Raw genomic sequence first — 23,617 nt, 5'->3', positions numbered from 1 at the left:
GCAAATCCTTCAGTCCCATAATTTTCTCGTATCCAGCCAGTAAACCCATGTCGTCTTGCGCCCCGCCTCATCCATCAGGTGCTTGGCACCGCCGGGGCCATCGCCGCCTTCACCGTTCCACAGGCAGACAAACGCGAGCTTCTTGTCGCCAAACCGGGCGGCCCGCTCCAGCATCCATTGATTGTCGCGCTCATAGGCGTTTTCGCCGGCTGGCAGCGGCCCCAGTTCGTCGGGCATGACATGGAGCGTGGCCTTCGATTTCGCCGCGAAATAGCGCGCGCGCCAATTGCCGCCGGCGAAATCGACCGAGCCGGCAAGGAAGGTCGGTTCATCGAATGGAATATAGATTTCAAGCCGCATGCCCTGCGCGAGGGCGGCTTCTGCAAACAACAGGTCGCCGCCGCAGGCGCCGCCGCAAATGGCGAGATCACCTTTGGTGACACCGATCTTCGCAAGTGCGTCGGCAATCGCAGCAGCCGCAGCGGGCTCCTTGTCCGATGGAAAGCGTGGCGTTTTTCGATCTGGCGCATCGATCATGTGACCGCTGAAGAGAACCACCGTGTTCGGTGATTTGGCGTCTTGTTCCGTGGCCATCGCGACACCTCGACTCATGATTGGATCATTGTGTCCAGGTGACGAACTTAACTGAAGGCGAATTCCTTGTCGAAGCCGAGGTCCGCGTGTTGTGACGCCGCTCCGCGCGGCATCACGTGAGATCGAAGGCCGCCGGGAAATGTTCCGGCTTGACCTGATCCTTCGCAGCGAGCTGTCCGATCCCGGCGAGTTCGTCCATGTTCTTGGGGTCGTCCATCGCGGCAACCTTCACAAGCGCGTCCGGCGTCCGATCGATGCGGAGCTTCTCCTTCAGCCAAGCCGTTTCGAGCAGCACGTTGTAGCGCGCATAGGTCGCGAGTTGCGGCCCGTTCTGGCTATCCGCGATCATATCCGTCACCGCGCGATCGATCGGCCACGGCGTCAGGCAATTGGTCAGCCATTGCAGCATGCCGTGATTGTGCCGGCTGCAATCGTCCATGAGCGACTGCAGCGAGCGCACACCCTGCTCCGCCGCCGGCATGCGGACGATCTGGTCGGTCGCATAGGTCGCCTTGAATACGCCGGTACCCGCCGAGATCAGCAGCAGCTTGTCCTTGCCGCTATGCCAGCGAAAGCCGTGGCCATGGAGTGCCGCGAGCATCAGGAGTTGCAGCGCCGGATCGTTGAACGGGCTGACGCCGCCGTCGACGAAGGCGCCGCTGACCGTGTGACCGTCGCGCGCCGAGATCGTGATCTCCTCCGGTTTGAAATAGGTTGGCGCAGCGGTGCTGGCGCGCACCACCTGGGTCAGCCGCAACGCACAGTCCTGCTTGGCAAAGGTCGCGTCCGGATGATTGTGCAACGGCCAGGGACTGCCGGTATCGAGCCGCTTGGTCATGATCATCAGGCCGGTGCGGATGCGATCGCCGCCGAGCACGGTATCGGCGCCGAGCTGCGCATCGAGCGCGTGCTGCAAGGCGTCGGAATCGAATTTCGGCGCCAGCAACCCCCGCCGCCAGAATGACTCCTGAAAGATGTCCGTACCGATCCCGCGATAGAGCTTCTTCAAGGCATCCACGGTCATGCCGCAGGCAAGCCCGGCTGCGATGATCGATCCAGTCGAGGTGCCCCCGATCAGGTCGAAATAGTCGCAAAGCAGCAGGTTGTTGTTCTTGTGCCGCTCGCGCAACTGCGTCTCAATCGCGGCCAGATATTCGAGCGTCAGAATGCCGCGAATGCCGCCGCCGTCGAGCGCCAATATCCGCTTCGGTCCGGCGTCACGATCAAGATGCTGCTGCTTGGTCTTCGGCATGACTGCTCCCCGACTATGACTTTTGCTGATCTCGATACCGACCGATCACGGCCGAAGGGCTCAATTGGTCGCGGATCCCGGCGCGAACGGCGCCGGACCATGAAATGAAGCGACGCGTTCAAATCGACACATCGGCCGAGTTTCGAAAAATTTTAGTCAGTCTATCCCGGAGCACGGCAAGCGTCGCGCGCCGGTTCCCTAGGTATCTTGCACATGGCACACCCTAAGGTATAGTGAGATACATCACGGGCAGGCGGTTTTTCTTTTTCGCGCCCGACGATCGCAGATTTCAGAGACGAGCTATCATTCAGTCCGCGGCGGGACGTACAGCCGCGGCATTCGGCCGACGAGACACGGCCAGCCGTCGCATAAAGTTCATGCAGATCGGATTTGCTATGCCAAATGATTTCTCGGTCTTTATCAGCCATCGTGCCGAAGACAGATTTCTCGCGCGTCTGTTGAAGGCGCGGCTCGAATATCTCAGCAGCCTGGACGGTCAACGTTCGGTGGAGTGCTTCGTCTGCGAGGAAATTCCCGGCGGCACGGAATGGCGGCAATGGATGATCGACAACACGGCCAAGGCCGACTGCCTGATCTTCATTCACACCAATGCCGAGCACAATTGGACGTGGTGCGCGTCCGAGATCGCCCAGTTCGACGGCTACAAGCGCGCGCTGAAGCTGATGTCAAAGGTGCTGTGGTTCTCGGTCGATAGCTCGCCGTCGTTTCCGATGCTGGCGGAGAACGAGTTTTACGGGATCGGCGAGGACGAGGTCCGGCGGTTTCTCGAAGATCTGTTCGTGCGGCCGACCTTCGGTGCCATGCCGCTGCGGCCGAAACTGAACGCCAATCACGCCCGCGACTTCAACGAGGCGGTGAAGGACTTGCACGCGCAGTTCATGCAGATCACCCGCCCGGAAGAGCTGTTTCGTCTGCGACTTCGCATCGTGTTCAGCGATGAGTTGTCGTTCCGGCAGAAGGCCGATGCGCTGAAGGCATTGCCGCCCTCAGACCGCGCGCGCGGATTCCTGACGGATGCGAAGCTGGAAGCGGATCCCGCCACCACCACGCTGCTGTCGGGCCCTGATGCCGCGACGCTGGACTGGGAAGACCTGCTCAGTGCCCAGAATCGGTATGACAGCGGCGCCTGGCTCGACGAGTTGACGAGCTACGTCGCGAACTCGTTCGCCGACGTGGATATCGCCTGCCGGCGAAACCGTGAGCAGGTGCTCAGTCCGATATTCCGCGATTTGAAGCTGTATCAGCCGGTCATTGCCCGGCTCGAATATCTCGACAGCACGCCGTTCTCGGTCGTCGTCATCTTCGTGCCGATGCCGCCATTCAGCGAGGATCCAAGGCTGATGGTCGCGCAGAACATGCCGAAGGACATCGTCTTCCTGTCGATCCTGCTGCGACTGGCGCGGCGCTTCCGATGGTCGTTTCTGGAACCGTTGTACAACGCAGTCGAGAACCTCGACGAGGACTTCACCGCCAAGCGTTGGGACGATCTGCTGCAGCGCTACCACGAATGCCTGGAAAACCTCGATTCGATCCTGCGACAGGGCAACATGCGCGAACTCGAGACCGTCGGCGACATCAAGTCGACGATCAACATCTCCGACGATGCTCTCCTGAAGGAGATGTTCAAGGATTGGGGGACGTTTCAGACCCGGCTTGCGCAGGCGATCGAGAAGAAGTCGCCGGGCGATGTGCGGCAAACGCTGGAACCCTGGCTCAAGCGCAACAAGGACTTCATGAAGCAACTGCTCGTCGAAACCCAGCGCAAGGTGGACAAGCTGCGGCCGCTGGAGGCCCATTAGAGCATCGGTTCTGATTGAATCAGAACCGAAGCTCTTGATTTTTGTTTTGACGCGTTTTCTTCACGCGAACCGGTGTCCACTTCGCTCGAAAACGCTCTAGAAATCGTCGGCCGCAGGTCCGGCGCGACCGACCCTTGCGCTCAGATCATCGAGGCGACGCGTTCGAGGCCGATCAGGCGCGCCAGCGAACGGACCTCGTTCTTCTGATCCTCGCGGAGCTGGAACAACAGCGGCATCGCTGCGGACTTCAGCTGCTGGACTTCCTCGGAGTCGGGATCGATCGGCATGCTGCCCGCGGCGGGGTTGCCCGTGCGCTTGGCGTGGATCTTGCGCGCGACGGCGCGCAACGCGGTCTCGACCGCCGGCCAGTAGTATTCCTGCGACGATGACAGCTTCAGCCGGTCCTTCATGCCGGCGATCTGCGCGTCGCTAAGCAGCGCGTAGGTCTTCTGCGGCGCGGGCTTGGCGGCGGCCTTCGGCGGCGGCGCGGGGGCAGCCGGCGCAGATGCGGGCTCGGCGATCTTCGGCTGGGCCGCAACGACGGGGTCGGTGATCGTCGGCAGGCCGAGATCGGCAGGCTCGGCGGAGGCATAGGCCTGACGCACGGTATCGGGCGCGCCCGGGATCGCGGCTTGCGCCCTTAGCAGGAGCGGCGACGGACTGGCGGGAGGCTCGGCCGGCTGCGGCGCCTCGAAGGCGGCAGTAGCAAGCGTCGTGACCGCGAGCTTGTCCTGCTTGCCGGCGCGATTGGCGACCGGACCAATGTCGGCCTGCGCCGCCGGCAGGCTGTCACGGCCCAAAATGGCTGTTATCGCGGCGCCGGCGAGGAGGAGGCACGTCAGCGCGGCGAGGGTGATGGCTCTGGTCAAAAACTACTCCATTCCCGGCCGGTGTTGCCGCAAACTGCGCGAGAAATGCGGCGTTACCGTGCCGTGACAGCGCCAAATAGGTGAAATCGTCCCGAAACGGCCCGAAAATCAGGCCGCAGCGTCAAGCTCATAGGCTTCCTGGATGTCGGCCACGATCTCATGCGCCGTCCAGAGGGCACCGGGCTGGACCGAGTGCAGGCTGACGGTCCAGTTGGTGCGGCGGGTGCGCGGCGTGCTGACGATATCGAATTCGACCTGACGGCACAGCGGATGCCGCTGCAGGGCGTAGAACACGCGGTTCCGGAGATCGTCGAGCGATGCCGGGGTCTTGGCGAGCGCCTCAAAAGCCATGTCGCATTCCCACTACTGCCGGGCGGCCAGCCGCGGCGGCGGACCATCCCGTGGCGCATAGTTGGAACTGGCATGGTTAATGCCGCGTTAAGCGGACAGGCGCGACTTGATGGGTCAGGCGAGCCGCACCCGCGCGCTCGCCGCCTCGTACTCGGCGATCGTCTGGGCCAGCAGATCATCGACCGCGAGCACCCCGGTCACCCCCGAGGTGGAATGACCGCCGCTCCAGATGTCGCGCCAGCGCTTCGGCCGGCTTTCGCGGGCGCCGATGTCGATATCCTTGCCGATGTCGATCGCGCCGCGCGCCGGCAGATTGTCGGGGTCGAGACCGGCGGCCTCGATCGAGGGCCGCAGCATGTTGGTCTGCAGGCCCGTGAACGCCGTCGTGAGCAGGATGTCGTCGGCGGTCGCCTCGACTAGCATCTGCTTGTATCTCGCGTCCGCCATGCTCTCGCGCGTCGCGATGAACTTGGTGCCCATGTAGGCGAGATCGCAGCCGAGCGCCTCCGCGGCGCGCAGCGCGTGGCCGTCGCTGATGCCGCCGGCCAACACGATCGGGCCGTCGAAGAATGCGCGCACCGCGCGGACGAACACGAACGGATTGAGCCAGCCGGTTTGCCCGCCGGCGCCCGCGGTGAGCAGCACGAGCCCGTCGGCGCCGGCTGCTGCCGCGCGCTCGGCATGACGGATCGAGGCGACGTCGGCGAAAACAAGCGCGCCGGCATCGTGCAACGGCGCGAGCACCGGCGCCGGCGAACCGACCGAGGTGATCACGAGTTCGGGCTTGTGCCGCAGCAGCACTGCGAGATCCTGCGCCAGCCGCGTGTTGGAGCGATGCACGATCAGGTTCGGACAGATCGGCGCGGTCGCGCTGCCGCTTGCATCGGCGTGTGCCTGCAAGCGGCGTTCGATGTCGCCGAGCCACGCATCGAGCTGTTCCGTCTCACGGCAATTCACCGTCGGAAACGAACCGATCACGCCGTTGCGGCAGGCGGCTACCACCAGCTCGACGCCCGACACCAGAAACATCGGCGCGGCAATCAGCGGCAACCGGAGGCGATCGCGAAAACGCGCGAGAGGATCAGCGGACAAGTTGTTTCTTCCCTGCATCATTGTGTTAGCGTTGCGCCAACATTGGCACGAGAGAGGCCAAAGACAAAGGCGGGAGGAACAACGACATGAGCAATCCGCTCTATGCATTTCCGGCGGTGTGCGAGCAGACCCTGCGCGCGCTGGCGCGCTATCCGTCGCGCACGGCCTTCGCATGGCCGGGCGGCTCGCTCAGCTATCAGGGCGCGACCGATTTGATCGGACGGATGCAGAGCGTGTTCACGCGGCTCGGCTTTGCGCCGGGCACCCGTGTCGCGATGCTCACCGCCAACCGCGCCGACAGCTGGTGCGCCGGCGTCGCCGCGCAATTGTCGCGGCTTGCGATCACCTGGCTGCATCCGCTCGGCTCGCTCGACGACCAGCTGTTCCAGATCGAGGACTCCGAGGCCGAGATGCTGATCATCGACGGCATCACGTTTCGCGATCGCGGCGGCGAGCTCGCGGCGAAGGCGGCGGGCCTGAAGACCGTGTTCACGCTCGGCCCGGCGGATTACGGCGCCGACCTGTTGCAGGTGGTCGAGGATGCCGGCAGCGCGACCGCGAAGAACTTCGCCCGCGAGGACGACATCTCGACGTTAAACTACACCGGCGGCACGACCGGTAAATCCAAGGGCGCGCTGCGCTATCACCGCGAATATGGCGGCTTCGCCGCCGCCATCCTCGCCGACTTCGAGATTCCGGAGACGCCGCGCTATCTCACGGTGGCGCCGATCAGCCATGTCGCGGGTACAAAAGTGCTGCCGACGCTGATGCGCGGCGGCACCGTGCACATGCTGAAGGGGTTCGATCCGGAAGCCGTGTTCACGACCATCGCGCGCGAGAAAATCAACTTCACGCTGTTCGTACCGACCATGATCTACGTGATGCTGGATCATCCCGCGCTTCCCAAGACCGACCTCTCCTCGCTCGAGCTGTTGCTCTACGGCGCATCCGCGATGTCGCCAAGCCGGCTGGTCGAGGGCATCGAGCGGATCGGCCCGGTGTTCTCTCAGCTTTATGGCCAGACCGAATGCTATCCGGTCTCAGTGCTGCGCAAGGCGGACCATGACCCGAAGACGCCGGAGCTGTTCCTGTCCTGCGGCTTCCCGATCACCGCCTGCCAGGTGAAGATCCTCGATCAGGACGACCAGGAGGTCGCGACCGGCGAGGCCGGCGAGATCTGCGTGCGCGCCACGCATGTGATGGCCGAATATTGGAAGCGGCCCGACATCACGGCGGAGACGCTGAAGAGCGGCTGGCTGCACACCGGCGACATCGCGCGCAAGGACGAGCGCGGCTACATGTTCATCCTCGACCGCAAGAAGGACATGATCGTCTCCGGCGGCTTCAACATCTTCCCCCGCGAGGTCGAGGATGTGCTGTCGCAGCACGCCGATGTGGCGATGGTCGCGGTGGTCGGCGTGCCCGACGACAAATGGGGCGAGGCCGTCACCGCTGTCGTGGTGGCGCGCGAGGGCGCGACGCCCGACGCCGACGAGCTGATTGGCCTCGTGAAGGCGAAGAAGGGCTCGGCGCACGCGCCGAAGCAGATCCAGTTCGTCAAGGAGCTGCCGATGACCGGCGTCGGCAAGGTCGACAAGAAGGTGCTGAAAGCACGCTTCTGGTCCGGCCGCGACCGCATGGTGGGGTGACAGAACTCAACCGGTCAACCTGACGGCGGCAGATTTTCGACATCATTCCTTGTGCTGGTCCAGACGCGCAAGGAAATCGCGAACCAGCGTGGCGATCTCGTCGGTCGCTTCGTCGAGGGCGAAATGTCCGGCGTCCAGGATGTGCACCTCGGCTTTCGGTACATCCCCGGCATAGGCGGTTGCACCGGCGACAATGAAGGACGGGTCGTATCTGCCCCAGAGGACAAGGGTTCGCGGCTGCGTCTCGCGAAGCCATTTCTGCCAGAGCGGATAGGAGGCAACGTTAGTCCGGTAATCCAGGAATAGCGTGGCCTGGATGTCGGCCTGGCCCGGGCGGGCCAGAAACGCGGATTCGTCACCCCACATATCCGGATCGTAGCGATCGGGATGCGGGCTCGTCCCGACATGACGCAAACGCGTCGCCTCGGCGGAGGTGAAGTTGGCCTTGAGCTTGTCGAGCTCGCCTGCCGGATCCGCCCAGAATTTCCTGCGCGCTTCCCAAACCGGGCCCAAACCCTGTTCGTGGGCGACCGCATTCTGGATGATGATGGCGCTGATACGTTCGGGATGGGCAAGCGCCAGACGGAAACCGACGGGCCCGCCATAGTCCTGCATGAACAGCACATAGTGACCAAGACCGAGCTTTGTCGCGAACTCGCTCGTCACGCGCGCGAGATTGTCGAAGGTGTATTCAAAATTGGACGGCGCAGGCGCACTGCTGTTGCCGAATCCGGGATAATCAGGGGCGATGATATGATATTTATCCGCCAGCAGAGGCAGCAGCGGCTCCCACATCCGCGATGAGGAAGGAAAGCCGTGCAGCAACAGCACGACCGGTGCGTCGGCCGGCCCAGCTTCGCGGTAGAAGATGTTGAGGCCGTGAACGTCCACCGTGTGATACGAAATCGATCGCCGGCTCGATTGCAGGTCGCTTGCCGCAACCTGCATGGCCATGCCGGCGAGAACGGCAAAGACCGCCAGTCGGATGAATACCTTCATAACGCAGCTCCCACGTGGTGCTCGTCGTTCCTCGACGTGATGTAAGCAACACCGGTGACGCGCTTATCCTCCCGCGCGGCCATCGCGCGCAGATCACATTTCCGACATTGTCAGCCGCGCGGCAGCGGTTCGCGGCAGTGTGTCGAGGCGCCGCGCAAGCGCGGCTTTCAGTGTGACGGGGAGAGATTGGAAGGCGTGGCGAGACTGTCGGCGCTGGCGGCAGTGTGCGGACCAGCACCCTGTCCCAGCAGTTGATCGAGCCGCTCGCGCAGCTGATCCTGGTGGTAGGGCTTGGCCAGCCGCGGCAGGTCGACTTGGGTGCCGTCGGGCAGTTCGGCATAGCCGGTGGCGAGCAGGACGACGAGATGCGGGCGCAACTCGCGCGAGGCCGCGGCGAGTTCGAGGCCGGTCATGCCGGGCATCACGTGATCGGTCATCATCAGGTCGATCTCCTGGTCGCTCCTGAGGATATCGAGCGCGTGCGGTCCGGAACTGGCGCCGATCACGCGATGGCCGAGGTCCTCCAGCATCTCCATGGTCGACATCGCAATCAGCGGATCGTCGTCGACCAGCAGGATCACCGCCGAGCGCTTGACCTTCTGCACCGCAGGCGCCGGGCTCTCGGCCGCCGGCACGGCAGTCGCGACCGGCAGTACCAGCACAGCCGTGGTGCCCTTGCCGACCGCGCTCGACAGCTGCAGCGCGCCGCCGAGCTGCACCGCGAGCCCATGCACCATCGATAGGCCCAGCCCGGTCCCCTTGCCCACCGGCTTTGACGAGAAGAACGGTTCGATCGCTCGCTTCAGCACGTCCGGCGACATGCCGCTGCCGCTGTCGACCACCGACAGTTTCAGGTAGTTGCCCGGCTGCAGCGCGGGATCGTTTTTGGCCTGCCAGGCCGCGAGGCCGATCTCGATCACACCGCCATCGGGCATCGCATCGCGCGCATTGATCGCAAGGTTGAGCACCGCAAGTTCGAGCTGGTTAATATCGACGCAGGCCGCCGGCAGTCCGTCCGGGATGTCGAGCCGCAGCGTGACGCGCGGCCCGAGTGAGCGTTCGAGCAATTCGCTCATGTCGTGCACCAGCGCGCCGAGATCGACCGGCACCGCGCGCAGATCCTGCTGCCGTGCGAAGGCCAATAGCCGCTGCGTCAGCGAGGCACCGCGCTCGGCGCCCTGCAACGCGCCATCGACCAGCCGGCGCAGGCGCGGGTCCTCCGGCATCCGCTTGCGCAGCAGATCGAGATTGCCCATCACAGCCATCAGCAGATTGTTGAAGTCGTGCGCGACGCCGCCGGTGAGCTGGCCGATCGCCTCCATCTTCTGCGCATGGCGGAGCTGTTCCTGCGCCCGCTCGCGCGCGGCGACCTCCTTCATCAGGTCGGCGGTGCGCTGCTCGACCCGCTGCTCCAGCGTCGCGGTGAGCTCGGCGAGCGCGGTGCGTTCCGCGGCGAGCTGCGCCAGCAACGCCTCGCGCTCGATCTCCGCGGTCTTGCGCGCGGTGATGTCGGAGCAGACCCCGACCAGCGATCGGATGCTGCCGTCGGGCCGGCGCACCGCGCGGGCGCGCACGTCGAGCCAGTGCTGGGTGCCGTCGGGCCAGATGATGCGATACTCGATCCGGTAATCCGCACCGGTGCGCAGCGTTTGCTCGACGGTTTCGCTGCGGCGGGCGCGGTCATCGGGATGCACCGCCTCGAGCAGATCCTGATAGGTGAAGGGACCGCGAGGCTTGCGCCCGAAGAATGTCTTGCAGGTCGGCGACGGCTCGAGCTCGAAATCCGGCAGATGAAGTTCGAGCGCGCCGAGATGGCCGGCATCGAGCGCGGTCTGCAACAGGTCTTCGCTCTCGGTCAGGTCTTCCAGGATCTGGCGGGTCTGGTACTGGCGGCGGCGGCCGCGCACCGCCGCGGCGACCAGGCTCACCAGCGTGGTCGGATGGAACGGCCGCTCGATGAAGGTGACATTGCCGAGCGCGCGGCCGAGCCGTGCCGCTTCGGGATTGCGCTCGGGCCCGCCCTTCTCGCTCATCAGCACGATGGGAAAATCCGACCATGACGGCTGCTCGTTCAGCCAGCGCGTCAGGTCGGCAAGGTCGGCGGTCCTGATCGCCTCATCGGCAATGATGGCAAGGCCGGCCCCGCTTGCGACCTGGCGCTCGAACTCGGCGAGGTCGCCGCAGATGTTGGCGTAGTAGCCGGCTTCCTTGATCAGGTGGGCGGTCTTGACGGCGTCCCGCTCGCTCGCGGCGAGGATGACCGCGCGTTCCGAGGACGGGCCGGGCTTCACCGCGTGGCTCCGGGCCACCGCACAGCACCGATACCAGCCGCCCGCAACGCACAGGGCCGCCGGACGGCCTTGGCCAGGAAACCGGCGGCTAGATCGATGCGCGTCATGACACCCCCTAACGAGACCAAAACTCGTTGGTGCCGCCAACCGTTCCGGACGCGCGGGGGTATTTTTGCGCAAGGGCGGCCGCCGCGGGCTGCCCTTCCATCGTGGTGGGTGAAACGGGTCCGGCGCTAGCGCCGCTCGATCACCAGGCTCTGGACGGCCCTGCCGAAATAGCCGCGCTGGTCGGCGAGCCGCGACATCGCAAGCCCCGCACCGTCAGGCCCGATCCAGGTTTCGCTGTCGAGCAGGACCCAGTCGCCGACCGGCTCACGCGCCAGGCTCACGGTGAGGTCGGCATTGATGAAGGTCCACTGGTTGAAATCGAGCGCCGGCGAAACGCCGTTGGAAAAATCCGAGGCGACCACCGCACGCATCGCCTGCGAGACGGCGGAGCCCTCGATCAGCGGCTGCTTGATGCGGAACCAGATCGCGCCCGGGCCCAGCACGCCGAAGCGGCCGCGCGCGGCCCGCATCGAGATGTTCTTCGTGAACGGACTGTTCGCAAGATTGCCCGGCTCGACCGTGCTTTCGTTGGGCCCCGGCAGATCGACCGGAAGGGCTGCGATATCGGGCGGCAGCTCGGCTGTCTGCTGCTTGATCTTCAGCACGGTGGCCGAGACGACGAGGACGCCGTCGGCGAGCAGCCTGACGCCGCAGAGCTGGATCTTGCGGCCATCGCGCAGGATCTCGCTCGAGACCGTCAGCGGCGCCACCGGCACCGGACGCATCAAGTCGATGGTGACCCGCGCGATCCGCATCGGCACCGGCGCGGGGATCGCTTCGGCAGCCCACACCACCAGCGCGGCCGGCGCGGAACCGTGCTGCATCCGCGGGTCCCACGGACCCGCGGCATCGGGACTGGTGACGACGCGGTCGCCATCAACGCGAAAGATCGGCTCCATCAGAGCATGATCCGGAAAAGTGTGGAGCGGTTTTCCGAAAAGATCATGCTCAAACAGAAAGCTAAAGCGCGGTGATCCATCTTGGTCACCGTGCTTTAGGCAAGCGCCGGATCGACCGCTTCGTCATACTCTTTCTTGAACCGGCCAATCAGCTCGGCCGCGGGCACCACCTTGGAGATGCTGCCGACGCCCTGGCCGGAGCCCCAGATCTCCTTCCAGGCCTTCGGCTTGGCGCGCTCGCCGGAGGAGTCGGTGCCAAAGCTCATCTTCGAGGGATCGGAGGTCGGCAGGTTTTCCGGATCCATGCCGGCCGCGACGATCGACGGCTTCAGGTAGTTGCCGTGCACACCGGTGAACAAATTGGAGTAGACTATGTCCTCGGCGGACGAATTGGTGATCATGCTCTTGTAGCCCTCGACCGCGTTTGCCTCTTTGGTCGCGATGAAGGCGGAGCCGATATAGGCGAAGTCGGCGCCGATGATGCGCGCGGCGCGAATGGCGCGGCCGTTGGCGATGGTGCCCGACAATGCGATCGGCCCGTCGAACCACTGCCGCGTCTCCGACACGAACGGGAACGGCGACAGCGTGCCGGCATGACCGCCGGCGCCGGCCGCGACCAGGATCAGGCCATCGGCGCCCTTCTCGATCGCCTTGTGTGCGAACTTCTGGTTGATCACGTCGTGGAACACGATGCCGCCCCAGCCGTGGACGGCCTGGTTGAGCTCCTCGCGCGCGCCGAGCGAGGAGATGATCATCGGCACCTTGTGCTTCTCGCAAAGCGCCATGTCGTGATCGAGCCGGTTGTTCGACTTGTGCACGATCTGGTTCACCGCGAACGGCGCCGACGGCCGCTCCGGATGCGCCTTGTCGTAGGCGGCAAGCTCTTCCTTGATCCGGTACAGCCATTCGTCGAGCAGTTCCGGCGGCCGCGCGTTCAGCGACGGAAACGAGCCGACCACGCCGGCCTTGCACTGGGCGATGACGAGGTCGGGCACCGAGATGATGAACAGCGGCGCCCCGATCACGGGAAGAGACAGGCGGCCCTTGAACAGAGCAGGCATGGACATAGGCGGCGGATCCTCAAGTTGGTTGGTCTCGAATGCTGAGCGTCATACCAACAAGGCAATCTTTCCACTGTCAAGGATTGCGTTTTGGCGCTGCAAAAGGATGACAAAACCTCATCCAGATGTCCGTGTTTTCGGGCGCATCTGGCATCCCAGACGCGGTTTCGATCGCCTCTATTGGCAGACTGCCCGTGTCACGAAATTTTCCGTCTTGCAGTCGTTCGGGCCGCGCTTGTGGCCGGGCAGATAGACCAGCGGCGAGCATTTCTCCGAGGCGTCGGTGTCGAGGCCCTTGCCCTCCTTGAACCCCTTGCTCTGACACAATCGATCGGCGCCGATCTTGCAGTCCGGCGCACCGTTGGAGGCCACCACGCAGGCGGCGCGTCCAGTCACCACCGTTGAGGGGCGCGCGATGTTGGATAGATCGTTCATGGTCTCGCTGGGGCTCTTCAATGACGGCAGCGCCGACTTCGATTTCTCAAACAGCTTTCCGATTTCGTTGATCAGTCCGGGATTTTCTCGCTCGACGGGCACGGGCGGTAGTTCGATCGGTTGCGGCTGAACTTCAACAGGCTGCGACTGCTGCGCCGGCGACTGCACGCCGAGCGCGGGCGGCGCAGTCTGCGCCCACGCGCTATCCATTGCCGGCAGCGCCATCGACAGCGCAAGGCCCGTCATCGCAACGCGCGCCCTGGCGGGATTGAGTCTCGCGAGATTCACCGGTCGTCGATTCCATCAGCCAACACAACGACCGTAGTCCGAAGCCGTCCGCGAGCAAAGACGCGAACGGCTAGAACTTTGGTCAGATCAGCTTGAATGCGACAACAAAGCCCAGCACCAGCACGATCGCGCCGATCGCGACCCACAGGCCAAGCCGCTTCTCGAGTTCGGCGCGGATGATATCGCCATAGCGGTTGAGCAGCACCGCGACGAAGAAGAAGCGGCCGCCGCGTGCGACGATCGAGCACAGGATGAACAGCCAGATGTTGTAGCCGGCAAAGCCCGACGTGATCGTCACGAGCTTGTAGGGGATCGGCGTCAGCCCCTTCACGAGGATGATCACGGCACCCCACTCGGCATAGGAAGCGCGGAACGCGTCGACCTTGTCGGAGAGGCCATAGAGATGGATCAGCCATTGTCCGAGCGAGTCGTAGAGCAGCGCGCCGATCGCGTAGCCGAGCACGCCGCCGGCGACCGACGCGACGGTGCAGACGGCCGCGAACCACCAGGCCCGCTTCGGCCGCGCCAGCGACATCGGCAACAGCATGATGTCAGGAGGGATCGGGAAGAAGGAGCTCTCGGCGAAAGCGACGGCCGCGAGAATCCAGAGTGCGTAGGGCTTGTCGGCCGCCGCGACGCACCAGTCGTAAATCCGTTTCAACATGGGCGCGATGAACCATCATGGAGCGGATTTGTCCATGCCGGGAATGAATCGAATTTGGTTGATTTACGACTGCCGTTTGCGCAGCCGGTTCTCCAGCGCGACAATTCGACGCCGAACCACCGGAACGGGCGCGGTCTTGGGCAGGGCCTTGGAGACCTTGACCGGCGACTTCGGGAGCTTCTCGGCGATCCCGAGCAGCCGCTCGCGCCGCGCCATCTCGCGCCAGACATCCTCGGGCTTCACGCCTACCGACGCCCAGAGAACGGTGAGATTGTAGAGCAGGTCCGCGCTCTCGCGGACGACGGCGTCCGGCTTGCCGGTGACGGCGTCGATCACGACCTCGACCGCTTCCTCGGCGAGCTTCTTGGCCATCTTGGCCGGCCCACGATGGAACAGCCGTGCCGTGCGCGACGTAGCCGGATCAAGATCCTTGGCCGCGATCACCGCCTGGTAAAGCCGCTCGATCGAATCACTCATCCTACGAGCCTAATCGAAACGCGTCGCCAGCGTGTTAACGGGCCAGCCGACAACGAAAAATCCACCGGCCTCGCAGCCGGTGGATTCGATCTTTTGTGACAGTTCTGAGAACCGACGCCGGCGTCAATACGGCGTATAGGGCAGTGCCGAGCGGCGCCCGTAATAGCCGTGATAACCATAATACGGTCCGCCGCCGTAATAGGCCGGGCCACCACCATAATAGGCTGGGCCGCCGTAGCCCGGGCCGCCATCGTAGTAGCCATAGGAGTCGTAATAGTCGCGACGGTTCTGGGCTGCGGCGATTGCCAGGCCCGTGCCGACGATCCCGGCGAACGCAGCCGCGGCAGCCGCGCCACCGCCGCCATAGTAGCGACGGCGCGCGCTGATGTCGGTCGCGCCGCTCGTGCCGTGCGACGTGGTCACGGCCGCCGCCTTGCCCGCCGGCGCAGAGCCTGCGAACGCCATCGTCGGCTCAACGGCCGTCAACGCCACCGCGGCAACCGTTGCCAATGTGGCTGCGCGGCCAATGGACGAAAAAACACCTTTTCGCGCAAACATTGCAGTCATCCTTTGTGGAAGCCGGCCCGACGGGCCCTGGTTAGCTAACCACTGCCTCTAGATTAGGTTCCCCAAACCGAATGCAAGCTGAACAACCTGAGGTGAAATCGAGGCAGTCATCGGCCGTTCACCTTCCCTGGGGCAGAATGCATGCAAACAACGCTTGAAATTGATGCTTGAATTGCACCCTGCCCTGGCGCATTCGATGTCATGAAGCAGGCGCAGCCGGCGCGGCACTTTGTCTCGCCTCCCGGATGTCATGATGCAGGTAAGTCGGACCACCGTTCTCCGCTGGATACTGGCCGGCATGATCGGCCTTTCGGGCGGCGTGTGGCCGGCCGTCACACCGCTGCGCGCCGGCGACGCGCCGCAGCCGATCACCATCCAGTTCACGCTCGACCGTCCGCTTGATGCCGCCGCGGCCCCATTCGTGATGGCGTCGGCCGGCGGCCTGTTCAGCACCGAGGGCCTTGCGGTCGGCACCAACGTCGCCACCAGCTCGGCGGACGCCATCGCGCGCGTCGCCGACGGCGCGAGCGATTTCGCCCTCGTCGACATCAACGCGCTGATCCGCTTTCGCGACAAGCCTGGTGCGGCGCCCGTCAAGGCGGTGTTCGTGCTGTTCAACCAGGCGCCCTATGCGATCATCGCCCGCAAAAGCCGGGGCATCAAGGCGCTGACCGACATTCAAGGCAAGAACCTCGGCGTCGCCGAGGGCGACCTCTCGATCCGGCTGTGGCCCGCGGTCGCCAGGCAGAACGGCATCAAGCTTGCGAGCGTGAAGCAGAACACGATCAGCGCCGCGGTGCGCGAGCCGATGCTCTCCGCAGGCCAGATCGATGCCGTCACCGGCTTCTCCTATCTCTCGGCGATCAATCTGCGCGATCGCGGCGTGCCCGCCGACGATCTCGCGGTGCTGCGCTTCGCCGACTATGGCTGCGAAGCCTATGGCTTTGCCGTGATCGTCAGCCCGCGCCTTGCGGCGGCTAAGCCGGACGCGGTGAAAGGCTTCGTGCGCGCGGTGATCGGCGGCACCAACCTCGCGGTCAAGGACCCGGCCCGTGCCGCCGGCGAGGTGGTGAGCCGGATGGATGGCGGCTCGCGCGATCTCGAGCTTGAGCGGCTGGGCGCCATCATCCGCGACAACATCCTGACCGGCGAGGTGAAGCGCAACGGCCTCGGCGGCATCGAGGCGGAGCGCTTCGAGCGGTCGGTCGACCAGCTCGCGGAAGACTTCAAATTCCAGAAGCGGCCGCACGCCGCCGACATCTTCGACGACCAATTCCTGCCGCCGATCGACGGCCGGCTGGTGAATTGACCGCACGCGAATGCACTACCGACGAGGCGGCACCGAATGTTCAACGTCGTCCTGGCGAAAGCCAGGACCCATTACCCCAGCCGTTTGTTGTGGCGCGACGCTGGGGCCGCTATCCCACTCACAATCAAATTCACAACCAAATTCGGTAGCTATGGGTCCTGGCTTCCGCCAGGACGACGGCGTAGGGAGCCGCTCGCCGCAATCTCCGTCGGCCTGAGCATGACGCGCTGTCACCGCTGGCCCTCGCTGGCGAACCCTGATTAAATTGCATCCCGCCTGACCGGGCGCCCACCGCTGACGAGTCCCGCCGGCATGTCCATGCTTCGCCTCTACACCCGCGTCCTCGAACTGCTCGGCAAGGAGGCGCGGCTCGGCTGGATCCTCGCCGCCGCCAACATGCTGCTCGCCACTGCGCAATTCGCCGAGCCGGTGCTGTTCGGCAAGATCGTCGACGTGCTGTCGGGCCGGCCGGTCACCGGGCTGTTCGCGACCTCCTCGGCGTGGCCGCTGCTCGCGGCCTGGGCGGCGTTCGGCCTGTTCACGATCGGCTGCAGCGCGGTCGTAGCACTACAGGCCGACCGTCTCGCGCACCGCCAGCGCCAGGCAGTGCTGACGGATTATTTCGAGCACATCCTGCAGCTGCCGCTGACCTTCCACTCCGGCACCCATTCCGGGCGGCTGATGAAGGTGATGCTGAACGGCACCGACGCGCTGTGGCGGCTCTGGCTCGGCTTCTTCCGCGAACACTTCGCCGCGATCATGTCGCTGATCGTGCTGCTGCCGCTCGCGCTCTACATCAACTGGCGGCTGGCGATCCTGCTGTTCGCGCTCTGTGTCGTGTTCACCGTGCTGACCACGCTGGTGGTGCGCAAGACCTACGGCATGCAGAGCGAGGTTGAGGCCTATTACAGCGATCTTTCGGCGCGCGCCTCCGACGCGCTCGGCAATGTCGCGCTGGTGCAGAGCTTCGTGCGGATCGATTCCGAGGTGCAGGGCCTGCGCTACGTCGCCGACAAGCTGCTCGCGGTGCAGATGCCGGTGCTGTCATGGTGGGCGCTGGTCACCGTGATCACACGCGCCTCGACCACGATCACGGTGCTCGCGATCTTCACGGTCGGCATCGCGCTCCACAATGAGGGCCTCACCACGGTCGGCGAGATCGTGATGTTCGTCTCCTTCGCCACCATGCTGATCCAGAAGCTCGAGCAGGTGGTAAGCTTCATCAACAACGTGTTCATGGAAGCACCTCGCCTGCAGGAATTCTTCGACGTACTCGATGCGGTGCCGGCGGTGCGCGACCGGCCCGGCGCGGTCGATCCCGGCCGGCTGTCGGGGCTGGTCGAATTCAACGACGTCTCGTTCTCCTATGACGGCAAGCGGCCGGCGATCGAGGATCTCAGCTTCACCGCGTTGCCCGGCCAGACCATCGCGCTGGTCGGCTCGACGGGCGCCGGCAAGTCCACCGCGATCGCGCTGCTGCATCGCGCGTTCGATCCGCAATCCGGCATCATCAAGATCGACGGTATGGACATACGCGCGCTGAAGCTGACGGCGCTGCGGCGGAACATCGGCGTCGTGTTCCAGGAAGCGCTGCTGTTCAACCGCTCGCTCGCCGACAATCTGCGCGTCGGCAAGCCCGATGCGACCGACGAGGAGCTGCGTATCGCCGCGGCGCGCGCTCAGGCGCTGGATTTCATCGAGCGCAGCGAAAAGAAGTTCGACACCCATGCCGGTGAGCGCGGCCGCATGCTGTCCGGCGGCGAACGTCAGCGATTATCAATTGCGCGTGCGCTGCTCAAGGATCCGCCGATCCTGATCCTCGACGAGGCGACCAGCGCGCTCGACGCCGTCACCGAGGCCAAGGTGAATGCTGCTCTCGACGAAGTGATGAAGGGCCGCACCACCTTCGCGATCGCGCACCGTCTCTCGACCATCCGCTACGCCACGCGCATCCTGTTGTTCGACCAGGGACGGGTGATCGAAAGCGGAACTTTCGATGAACTGGTGGCGAAAGGCGGGCGTTTTGCCGAACTGGCGCGGGCCCAGTTCATGGTCCAGGAACAGGCGCGCGCCGGCATCGAGGCACCATAATTCTCCCCTTTCCAATTGAGGCGGCTGCCGAAATTCAGCCGATTTCGTCCACGATATAATTGGCCGGCCTCTGTTCTCTGTTAGCAAGCCGGTATAGGTTTGCATCGCCGCAATGCGGCGCCGGACACGCTTGAAACCCGTACGTCACATCGCAAGACCTCCTTCTCGAAGGCGGGTCTCAAAGGACCGGAACCGTCGTGTATTTTCCTCGCCCGCTGCGCCCCTCGTTGAAATGGATTCTGGCCACAGCGATGCTCGCCATCGCAACGCCGCAGATCGCGCAAGCCGAGGCGCTGCTGGTCGTCGAGGCCGATTCCGGAAAGGTGCTGCAGGCCGACAACGCCACGATGCCGTGGTATCCGGCCTCGCTTAGCAAGTTGATGACCGCCTATGTGACGCTGAAGGCGGTCAAGGATGGCCGGGTGTCGCTCGACACGCTGCTCACGGTGTCGCCGACTGCGTCATCACAGTCGCCCTCGAAGATGGGCCTTCGGCCCGGCACCCAGGTCACCGTCGACAACGCGCTCAAGATGATGCTGGTGAAGTCGGCCAACGACATGGCCGTGGTGCTGGCCGAGGGCATCGGCGGTTCGATCGACGGCTTTGCCGGCGAAATGAACCAGACCGCGCAAAAGCTCGGCATGACGCAAACGAGCTACGTCAACCCGAACGGCCTGCCCGCCGACGGCCAGATCACCTCGGCGCGCGACATGGCGATCCTCGCCCGCGCCATCATCCGCGACCTGCCGGAATACGAGTATTTCGTCCACATCCCGTCGATCCGCTTCGGCCGCCGCGTCACCCAGAACTTCAACAAGCTGATCGGCCGCTATCCCGGTGCCGACGGCTTCAAGACCGGCTTCATCTGCGCCTCCGGCTACAATCTCGTGGCGTCGGCGACGCGCGACGGCAAGCGGCTGATCGCCGTGGTGCTCGGCGCTTCCTCGGGCCGCATGCGCGCGATCCGCGCCGCACAGCTTTTGGATCGCGGCTTTGCCAATAACGGGCTGGCGTGGCTGCGGCCCTCGCTCGGCACCGTCGACAATCTGGTGCCGATCGATACCACCCCGCCGAACCTGCGCGAGGAGATGTGCGGCGCCAAGCACAAGCGGCCCGCCAGCGACGAGGACGGAGAAGACACCGTCGCCAGCGCCGGCGCGAGCACTAACGGCGACAGCGGCGTGAGCTTCTTCGCCTCGGGCCTGCAGGCCGCGATGCCGACCAAACCGGCCGACATGCTGGCGCAGCCGGCGGCGGCGTCCGAACCGGTCGTGGTTTATACGGGACCGACCAAGACCGGGGCTGCGCTGATCGCCGCGGTCGATGCCGACACCGAGAAGCTGCAGCCGGCCAAGCGCGCCAAGGGCAAGCACACCCGTGTCGCCGGCAAGAAGTCCGATGCGGCTGATGACGCCAAGGGTGATGCCAAGAGCGCTTCCAAGTCAGACAACAAGCCGGCGGCCAAGCCGGTGCGTCACGCCAACGCCAAGCCGGATGCCGCAGCTGCGAAGCCCGCCGCGGACAAGCCGGCCGCCGCAAAGCCTGCCGGCAAGCCGGCGGCGGCAAAGCCTGCTGCGAAGCCCAAGGCCGAGAAGCCGAAGGCCGACGCCAAGCCGGCAGGCTAAGCAGAACGCCGGCCCTCTCCGAATTCCCAATGCGTCGATAGCGCGCAGCGGCTTGCCATTGGCCGCGGCATCGCTCAATACTGCCTGAAATAACACGGTCAAGGACCGGAAAATCCGGAAGCAATCCGGGACGTCAGCCAAAATTTTAGAGAGGGAATAGCCATTATGGAGCGCATCTGGCTCAAGCATTATCCGGCCGGCGTGCCCGCCGATATCGACGTCACGCAATATTCGTCGCTGGTCGAATTGCTGGAAGAGAGCTTCAAGAAGTTCGCCGATCGCAAGGCGTTCATCTGCATGGACAAGGCGATCACCTATCGCGAGCTCGACGAGATGTCGACGGCGCTCGGCGCCTACCTGCAGAGCAAGGGCCTGCAGAAGGGCGCACGCGTCGCGCTGATGATGCCGAACGTGCTGCAATATCCCATCGCGACCGCCGCCGTGCTGCGCGCCGGCTATGCCGTGGTCAACGTCAATCCGCTCTATACCCCGCGCGAGCTCGAGCATCAGCTCAAGGATTCCGGCGCGGAAGCGATCATCGTGCTGGAGAACTTCGCCACCACCGTGCAGAAGGTGCTGCCTAACACCGCGGTGAAGCAGGTGATCGTCGGCAGCATGGGCGACCTGCTCGGCTTCAAAGGCGTGATCGTCAACTTGGTGGTGCGCCGGGTGAAGAAGATGGTGCCGGCCTGGTCGATCCCGGGTGCGGTCGGCTTCAACGAGGCGCTGTCGGCCGGCCGCGGCATGAAGCTCAACAAGCCGGTGCTGACGCGCCAGGACGTCGCCTTCCTGCAATACACCGGCGGCACCACGGGCGTTTCCAAGGGCGCCACGCTGATCCACCAGAACGTGCTCGCCAACGTACTGCAGAATGACGCCTGGCTGCAGCCGGCGCTGAAGAAGCCGCCGATCGTCGACCAGATGGTCATCGTCTGCGCGCTGCCGCTCTATCACATCTTCGCCCTGACGGCGTGCTACCTGCTGGGCGTGCGCTCCGGCGGCACCAATCTGTTGATCCCCAATCCGCGCGACATGGCCGGCTTCATCAAGGAGCTGGCGAAATACCAGGTCAGCTTTTTCCCGGCAGTCAACACGCTCTATAATGGCCTGTTGAACACGCCAGGCTTCGACAAGCTGGATTTCTCCAAGCTGAAGATCGCCAATGGCGGCGGCATGGCGACGCAAAAGCCGGTCGCTGAAAAATGGCTGAAAGTCACGGGAATCTCGTTGTCGGAAGGCTATGGTCTGTCAGAAACCTCGCCGACCCTGACGTGCAATCCCGCGACGATCACGGAGTTCTCCGGGACCATCGGCCTTCCGGTCCCCTCGACCTGGCTCTCGATCCGCGACGACGACGGCAATGAACTGCCGCTCGGCGAAGCCGGCGAAATCTGCGCCAAGGGCCCGCAGGTGATGTCGGGGTACTGGAACAGGCCTGACGAGACCGCCAAGGTGATGACGGCGGATGGCTATTTCCGCACCGGCGACATCGGCGTGATGGACGAGAAGGGCTACACCAAGATCGTCGACCGCAAGAAGGACATGATCCTGGTCTCGGGCTTCAACGTCTATCCGAACGAGATCGAGGAAGTGCTGGCGAGCCATCCGGGCGTGCTCGAATGCGCCGTGATCGGCGTCCCCGACGCGAAGTCCGGTGAGGCCGTGAAGGCCTTCGTGGTCAAGAAGGACCCGAGCGTCACCGCCGAGGACATCATCAAGTTCGCCGCCACCCAGCTCACGGCCTACAAGGTGCCGAAACAGATCGAGTTCAGGGCCGACCTGCCGAAAACCAATGTCGGCAAGATCCTGCGCCGCGAGCTGCGCGACGAGAAGAAGGCCGCGGCCTGAAGCAGGTGACGCGGGCGTTGGACAAACATGACTGACGCTCGCATCGCGACGCCTGCAGACGTCATGGCGTTCTGGCGAGAAGCCGGCCGCGATCGCTGGTACAGGCACGACGACACTTTCGATGCCGAAATCCGCAGCCGCTTCCTTGCCACCTGGCAGAAGGCGGCTGCCGGCGAATTGTCGTCATGGGAGGCGAGCGACGACGGCGCGCTGGCGCTGACCATCGTGCTCGACCAGTTTCCGCGAAACCTGTTTCGAGGCGACGCCAGGACCTTTTCAAGTGATGCGCTGGCGCGTGACGTGGCAAGGCGCGCCATCGACCGCGGCGTCGATGCGCGGACCGACCCGGTGCTGCGCGAATTCCTCTATCTGCCTTTCGAGCATTCGGAAGACCTCGACGACCAGCAGCGCTGCGTGACGCTGTTCCGGCAATACGACTGCCATCCCGACAACCTGAAATATGCCGAGGACCACGCCGACATCATCCGCCGGTTCGGCCGCTTCCCGCACCGTAACCGGGTGCTGGACCGGGAAACCACGGCCGACGAACAGGCCTTTCTCGACGCCGGCGGGTTTTCCGGCTGATGACGGAACGGTGACCGGCTTCCGGCATTGCCGTTCCTCCATCAGCTCGTATTGTGCGATCCCACGGCCGGGTTTAAGACAATTCCGCTTCACCGAGGGAGAACAACGATGACGATCAATGTTGGCGACAAGCTGCCGGAAGCCAAGTTTCGCGTAATGACCGCCGAGGGTCCGCAGGTCAAAACCACCGAAGACATTTTCAAGGGCAAGAAGGTCGCCCTGTTCGCAGTGCCCGGCGCCTACACCGGCACCTGCCACAAGATGCATCTGCCGAGCATCTTCCTCAACGCCTATGCCATGAAGAACAAGGGCGTCGATACCATCGCGATCGTCTCGGTCAACGATGCCTTCGTGATGAATGCCTGGAAGCGCGACACCGACCAGCGCGACGAAGCCGTCTTCCTGGCCGACGGTAACGCCGACTTCGCCAAGGCGATCGGCATGGAGCTCGACGCCTCCGGCAACGGTCTCGGCATCCGCTCCCACCGCTACTCGATGTTGGTCGAGGACGGTGTGGTGAAGAAGCTCAACAAGGAGCCGGCTCCGGGCAAGGTCGAGGTCTCCGGCGGCGACACGCTGCTCGGGCAGCTCTGAGCTGACGCCGCGCGCACACTGTCGTTGCCCGACCTGTGCGCAATTGCGCACATGGACCGGGCAACCCAGTACGCCGCGGCCTCACGTTTCAATTGCCACTGTCTCTGGAATACTGGATCGCCCGCTTTCGCGGGCGATGACAGTTTTTG

General features: G+C 64.4%; 21 protein-coding genes. 8 read left to right on the top strand and 13 right to left on the bottom strand.

The annotated features are described in order from the left end of the window. Positions 1–9 precede the first annotated feature (9 nt). A complete protein-coding gene (locus ACVIGA_RS26805; protein ID WP_456668616.1) occupies positions 10–537 on the bottom strand; it encodes a hypothetical protein in 528 nt (175 codons plus the stop codon). A gap of 169 nt (positions 538–706) precedes the next feature. Further along, positions 707–1,846 carry a patatin-like phospholipase family protein gene (locus ACVIGA_RS26800; protein WP_456668615.1) on the bottom strand — a complete coding sequence of 380 codons (1,140 nt, stop codon included), beginning with the start codon at positions 1,844–1,846 and terminating at the stop codon, positions 707–709. A 395-nt stretch (positions 1,847–2,241) separates the two neighbouring features. Between ACVIGA_RS26800 and ACVIGA_RS26795 the strand changes: the two genes are divergently transcribed. Beyond that, entirely contained in the window at positions 2,242–3,666 is a 1,425-nt protein-coding gene (locus tag ACVIGA_RS26795; protein WP_456668614.1) for a toll/interleukin-1 receptor domain-containing protein, read from the top strand. Positions 3,667–3,806: 140 nt separating this feature from the next. On the opposite strand, the gene ACVIGA_RS26790 is transcribed toward ACVIGA_RS26795, so the two are convergent. The 3 genes from ACVIGA_RS26790 to ACVIGA_RS26780 all read right to left on the bottom strand — a co-directional run bounded on the left by ACVIGA_RS26790 (position 3,807) and on the right by ACVIGA_RS26780 (position 5,999). Beyond that, positions 3,807–4,535 carry a hypothetical protein gene (locus tag ACVIGA_RS26790; RefSeq protein ID WP_456668613.1) on the bottom strand — a complete coding sequence of 243 codons (729 nt, stop codon included), beginning with the start codon at positions 4,533–4,535 and terminating at the stop codon, positions 3,807–3,809. 108 nt (positions 4,536–4,643) lie between these two features. Further along, positions 4,644–4,886, bottom strand: coding sequence for a hypothetical protein (locus tag ACVIGA_RS26785; protein WP_223966703.1), 243 nt, complete (start codon positions 4,884–4,886; stop codon positions 4,644–4,646). A 114-nt stretch (positions 4,887–5,000) separates the two neighbouring features. Continuing rightward, complete coding sequence (locus tag ACVIGA_RS26780) at positions 5,001–5,999, bottom strand: NAD(P)H-dependent flavin oxidoreductase (RefSeq protein WP_456668612.1); 999 nt, start codon at positions 5,997–5,999, stop codon at positions 5,001–5,003. Positions 6,000–6,064: 65 nt separating this feature from the next. Here ACVIGA_RS26780 and ACVIGA_RS26775 point away from each other — a divergent pair, with 65 nt between their 5' ends. Beyond that, the gene (locus ACVIGA_RS26775) at positions 6,065–7,627 is read left to right on the top strand and encodes an AMP-binding protein (protein WP_456668611.1); all 1,563 of its coding nucleotides are present in this window, start codon (positions 6,065–6,067) and stop codon (positions 7,625–7,627) included. 42 nt (positions 7,628–7,669) lie between these two features. Here ACVIGA_RS26775 and ACVIGA_RS26770 read toward each other — a convergent pair whose 3' ends face one another. From ACVIGA_RS26770 to ACVIGA_RS26735, 8 genes are all read right to left on the bottom strand, one after another. Beyond that, a complete protein-coding gene (locus ACVIGA_RS26770) occupies positions 7,670–8,626 on the bottom strand; it encodes an alpha/beta fold hydrolase (RefSeq protein WP_456668610.1) in 957 nt (318 codons plus the stop codon). 167 nt (positions 8,627–8,793) lie between these two features. Beyond that, positions 8,794–10,935, bottom strand: coding sequence for an ATP-binding protein (locus tag ACVIGA_RS26765; RefSeq protein ID WP_456668609.1), 2,142 nt, complete (start codon positions 10,933–10,935; stop codon positions 8,794–8,796). A 215-nt stretch (positions 10,936–11,150) separates the two neighbouring features. Further along, positions 11,151–11,924 (bottom strand): thioesterase family protein, encoded by a 774-nt coding sequence (locus ACVIGA_RS26760; protein WP_456668608.1) that lies wholly within the window; start codon positions 11,922–11,924, stop codon positions 11,151–11,153. 95 nt (positions 11,925–12,019) lie between these two features. Then, entirely contained in the window at positions 12,020–12,991 is a 972-nt protein-coding gene (locus tag ACVIGA_RS26755; RefSeq protein ID WP_420968630.1) for an NAD(P)H-dependent flavin oxidoreductase, read from the bottom strand. A gap of 171 nt (positions 12,992–13,162) precedes the next feature. Then, a complete protein-coding gene (locus ACVIGA_RS26750; RefSeq protein WP_456670896.1) occupies positions 13,163–13,666 on the bottom strand; it encodes a hypothetical protein in 504 nt (167 codons plus the stop codon). Between the two features lie 124 nt (positions 13,667–13,790). Next, entirely contained in the window at positions 13,791–14,372 is a 582-nt protein-coding gene (locus ACVIGA_RS26745; RefSeq protein ID WP_223966697.1) for a YqaA family protein, read from the bottom strand. 63 nt (positions 14,373–14,435) lie between these two features. Then, the gene (hisE, locus tag ACVIGA_RS26740; RefSeq protein WP_456668607.1) at positions 14,436–14,849 is read right to left on the bottom strand and encodes a phosphoribosyl-ATP diphosphatase; all 414 of its coding nucleotides are present in this window, start codon (positions 14,847–14,849) and stop codon (positions 14,436–14,438) included. Positions 14,850–14,972: 123 nt separating this feature from the next. After that, positions 14,973–15,407 carry a hypothetical protein gene (locus tag ACVIGA_RS26735; protein ID WP_375777206.1) on the bottom strand — a complete coding sequence of 145 codons (435 nt, stop codon included), beginning with the start codon at positions 15,405–15,407 and terminating at the stop codon, positions 14,973–14,975. Between the two features lie 262 nt (positions 15,408–15,669). On the opposite strand from ACVIGA_RS26735, the gene ACVIGA_RS26730 reads away from it, so the two are divergent. The 6 genes from ACVIGA_RS26730 (at position 15,670) to ACVIGA_RS26705 (ending at position 23,468) form a co-directional block, all read left to right on the top strand. Then, complete coding sequence (locus ACVIGA_RS26730) at positions 15,670–16,725, top strand: ABC transporter substrate-binding protein (RefSeq protein ID WP_456668606.1); 1,056 nt, start codon at positions 15,670–15,672, stop codon at positions 16,723–16,725. A 312-nt stretch (positions 16,726–17,037) separates the two neighbouring features. After that, positions 17,038–18,816, top strand: a complete 1,779-nt coding sequence (locus ACVIGA_RS26725) for a glucan ABC transporter ATP-binding protein/ permease (protein ID WP_456668605.1) — start codon at positions 17,038–17,040, stop codon at positions 18,814–18,816. 251 nt (positions 18,817–19,067) lie between these two features. After that, positions 19,068–20,441, top strand: a complete 1,374-nt coding sequence (locus ACVIGA_RS26720; protein ID WP_374707959.1) for a D-alanyl-D-alanine carboxypeptidase family protein — start codon at positions 19,068–19,070, stop codon at positions 20,439–20,441. Between the two features lie 165 nt (positions 20,442–20,606). After that, positions 20,607–22,289 (top strand): long-chain-fatty-acid--CoA ligase, encoded by a 1,683-nt coding sequence (locus ACVIGA_RS26715; RefSeq protein ID WP_456668604.1) that lies wholly within the window; start codon positions 20,607–20,609, stop codon positions 22,287–22,289. Between the two features lie 27 nt (positions 22,290–22,316). Next, entirely contained in the window at positions 22,317–22,874 is a 558-nt protein-coding gene (locus ACVIGA_RS26710; RefSeq protein WP_456668603.1) for a DUF924 family protein, read from the top strand. A gap of 108 nt (positions 22,875–22,982) precedes the next feature. Beyond that, on the top strand, positions 22,983–23,468 hold the full coding sequence (locus ACVIGA_RS26705) for a peroxiredoxin (protein ID WP_223966688.1): 486 nt from the start codon (positions 22,983–22,985) through the stop codon (positions 23,466–23,468). Positions 23,469–23,617 lie beyond the last annotated feature (149 nt).

Source organism: Bradyrhizobium sp. USDA 3240 (assembly GCF_054063295.1).
Note: the sequence above shows the minus strand (reverse complement) of the source record. Positions and strands in the feature narration are given on the sequence as shown.

Coding starts and splice junctions, on each gene's coding strand:
- ACVIGA_RS26805 (WP_456668616.1), bottom strand. CDS start 537: ATGATCGATGCGCCAGATCGAAAAACGCCACGCTTTCCATCGGACAAG.
- ACVIGA_RS26800 (WP_456668615.1), bottom strand. CDS start 1,846: ATGCCGAAGACCAAGCAGCAGCATCTTGATCGTGACGCCGGACCGAAG.
- ACVIGA_RS26795 (WP_456668614.1), top strand. CDS start 2,242: ATGCCAAATGATTTCTCGGTCTTTATCAGCCATCGTGCCGAAGACAGA.
- ACVIGA_RS26785 (WP_223966703.1), bottom strand. CDS start 4,886: ATGGCTTTTGAGGCGCTCGCCAAGACCCCGGCATCGCTCGACGATCTC.
- ACVIGA_RS26780 (WP_456668612.1), bottom strand. CDS start 5,999: ATGATGCAGGGAAGAAACAACTTGTCCGCTGATCCTCTCGCGCGTTTT.
- ACVIGA_RS26775 (WP_456668611.1), top strand. CDS start 6,065: ATGAGCAATCCGCTCTATGCATTTCCGGCGGTGTGCGAGCAGACCCTG.
- ACVIGA_RS26770 (WP_456668610.1), bottom strand. CDS start 8,626: ATGAAGGTATTCATCCGACTGGCGGTCTTTGCCGTTCTCGCCGGCATG.
- ACVIGA_RS26760 (WP_456668608.1), bottom strand. CDS start 11,924: ATGGAGCCGATCTTTCGCGTTGATGGCGACCGCGTCGTCACCAGTCCC.
- ACVIGA_RS26755 (WP_420968630.1), bottom strand. CDS start 12,991: ATGTCCATGCCTGCTCTGTTCAAGGGCCGCCTGTCTCTTCCCGTGATC.
- ACVIGA_RS26750 (WP_456670896.1), bottom strand. CDS start 13,666: ATGACGGGCCTTGCGCTGTCGATGGCGCTGCCGGCAATGGATAGCGCG.
- ACVIGA_RS26745 (WP_223966697.1), bottom strand. CDS start 14,372: ATGTTGAAACGGATTTACGACTGGTGCGTCGCGGCGGCCGACAAGCCC.
- hisE (WP_456668607.1), bottom strand. CDS start 14,849: ATGAGTGATTCGATCGAGCGGCTTTACCAGGCGGTGATCGCGGCCAAG.
- ACVIGA_RS26735 (WP_375777206.1), bottom strand. CDS start 15,407: ATGTTTGCGCGAAAAGGTGTTTTTTCGTCCATTGGCCGCGCAGCCACA.
- ACVIGA_RS26730 (WP_456668606.1), top strand. CDS start 15,670: ATGCAGGTAAGTCGGACCACCGTTCTCCGCTGGATACTGGCCGGCATG.
- ACVIGA_RS26725 (WP_456668605.1), top strand. CDS start 17,038: ATGTCCATGCTTCGCCTCTACACCCGCGTCCTCGAACTGCTCGGCAAG.
- ACVIGA_RS26720 (WP_374707959.1), top strand. CDS start 19,068: ATGCTCGCCATCGCAACGCCGCAGATCGCGCAAGCCGAGGCGCTGCTG.
- ACVIGA_RS26715 (WP_456668604.1), top strand. CDS start 20,607: ATGGAGCGCATCTGGCTCAAGCATTATCCGGCCGGCGTGCCCGCCGAT.
- ACVIGA_RS26710 (WP_456668603.1), top strand. CDS start 22,317: ATGACTGACGCTCGCATCGCGACGCCTGCAGACGTCATGGCGTTCTGG.
- ACVIGA_RS26705 (WP_223966688.1), top strand. CDS start 22,983: ATGACGATCAATGTTGGCGACAAGCTGCCGGAAGCCAAGTTTCGCGTA.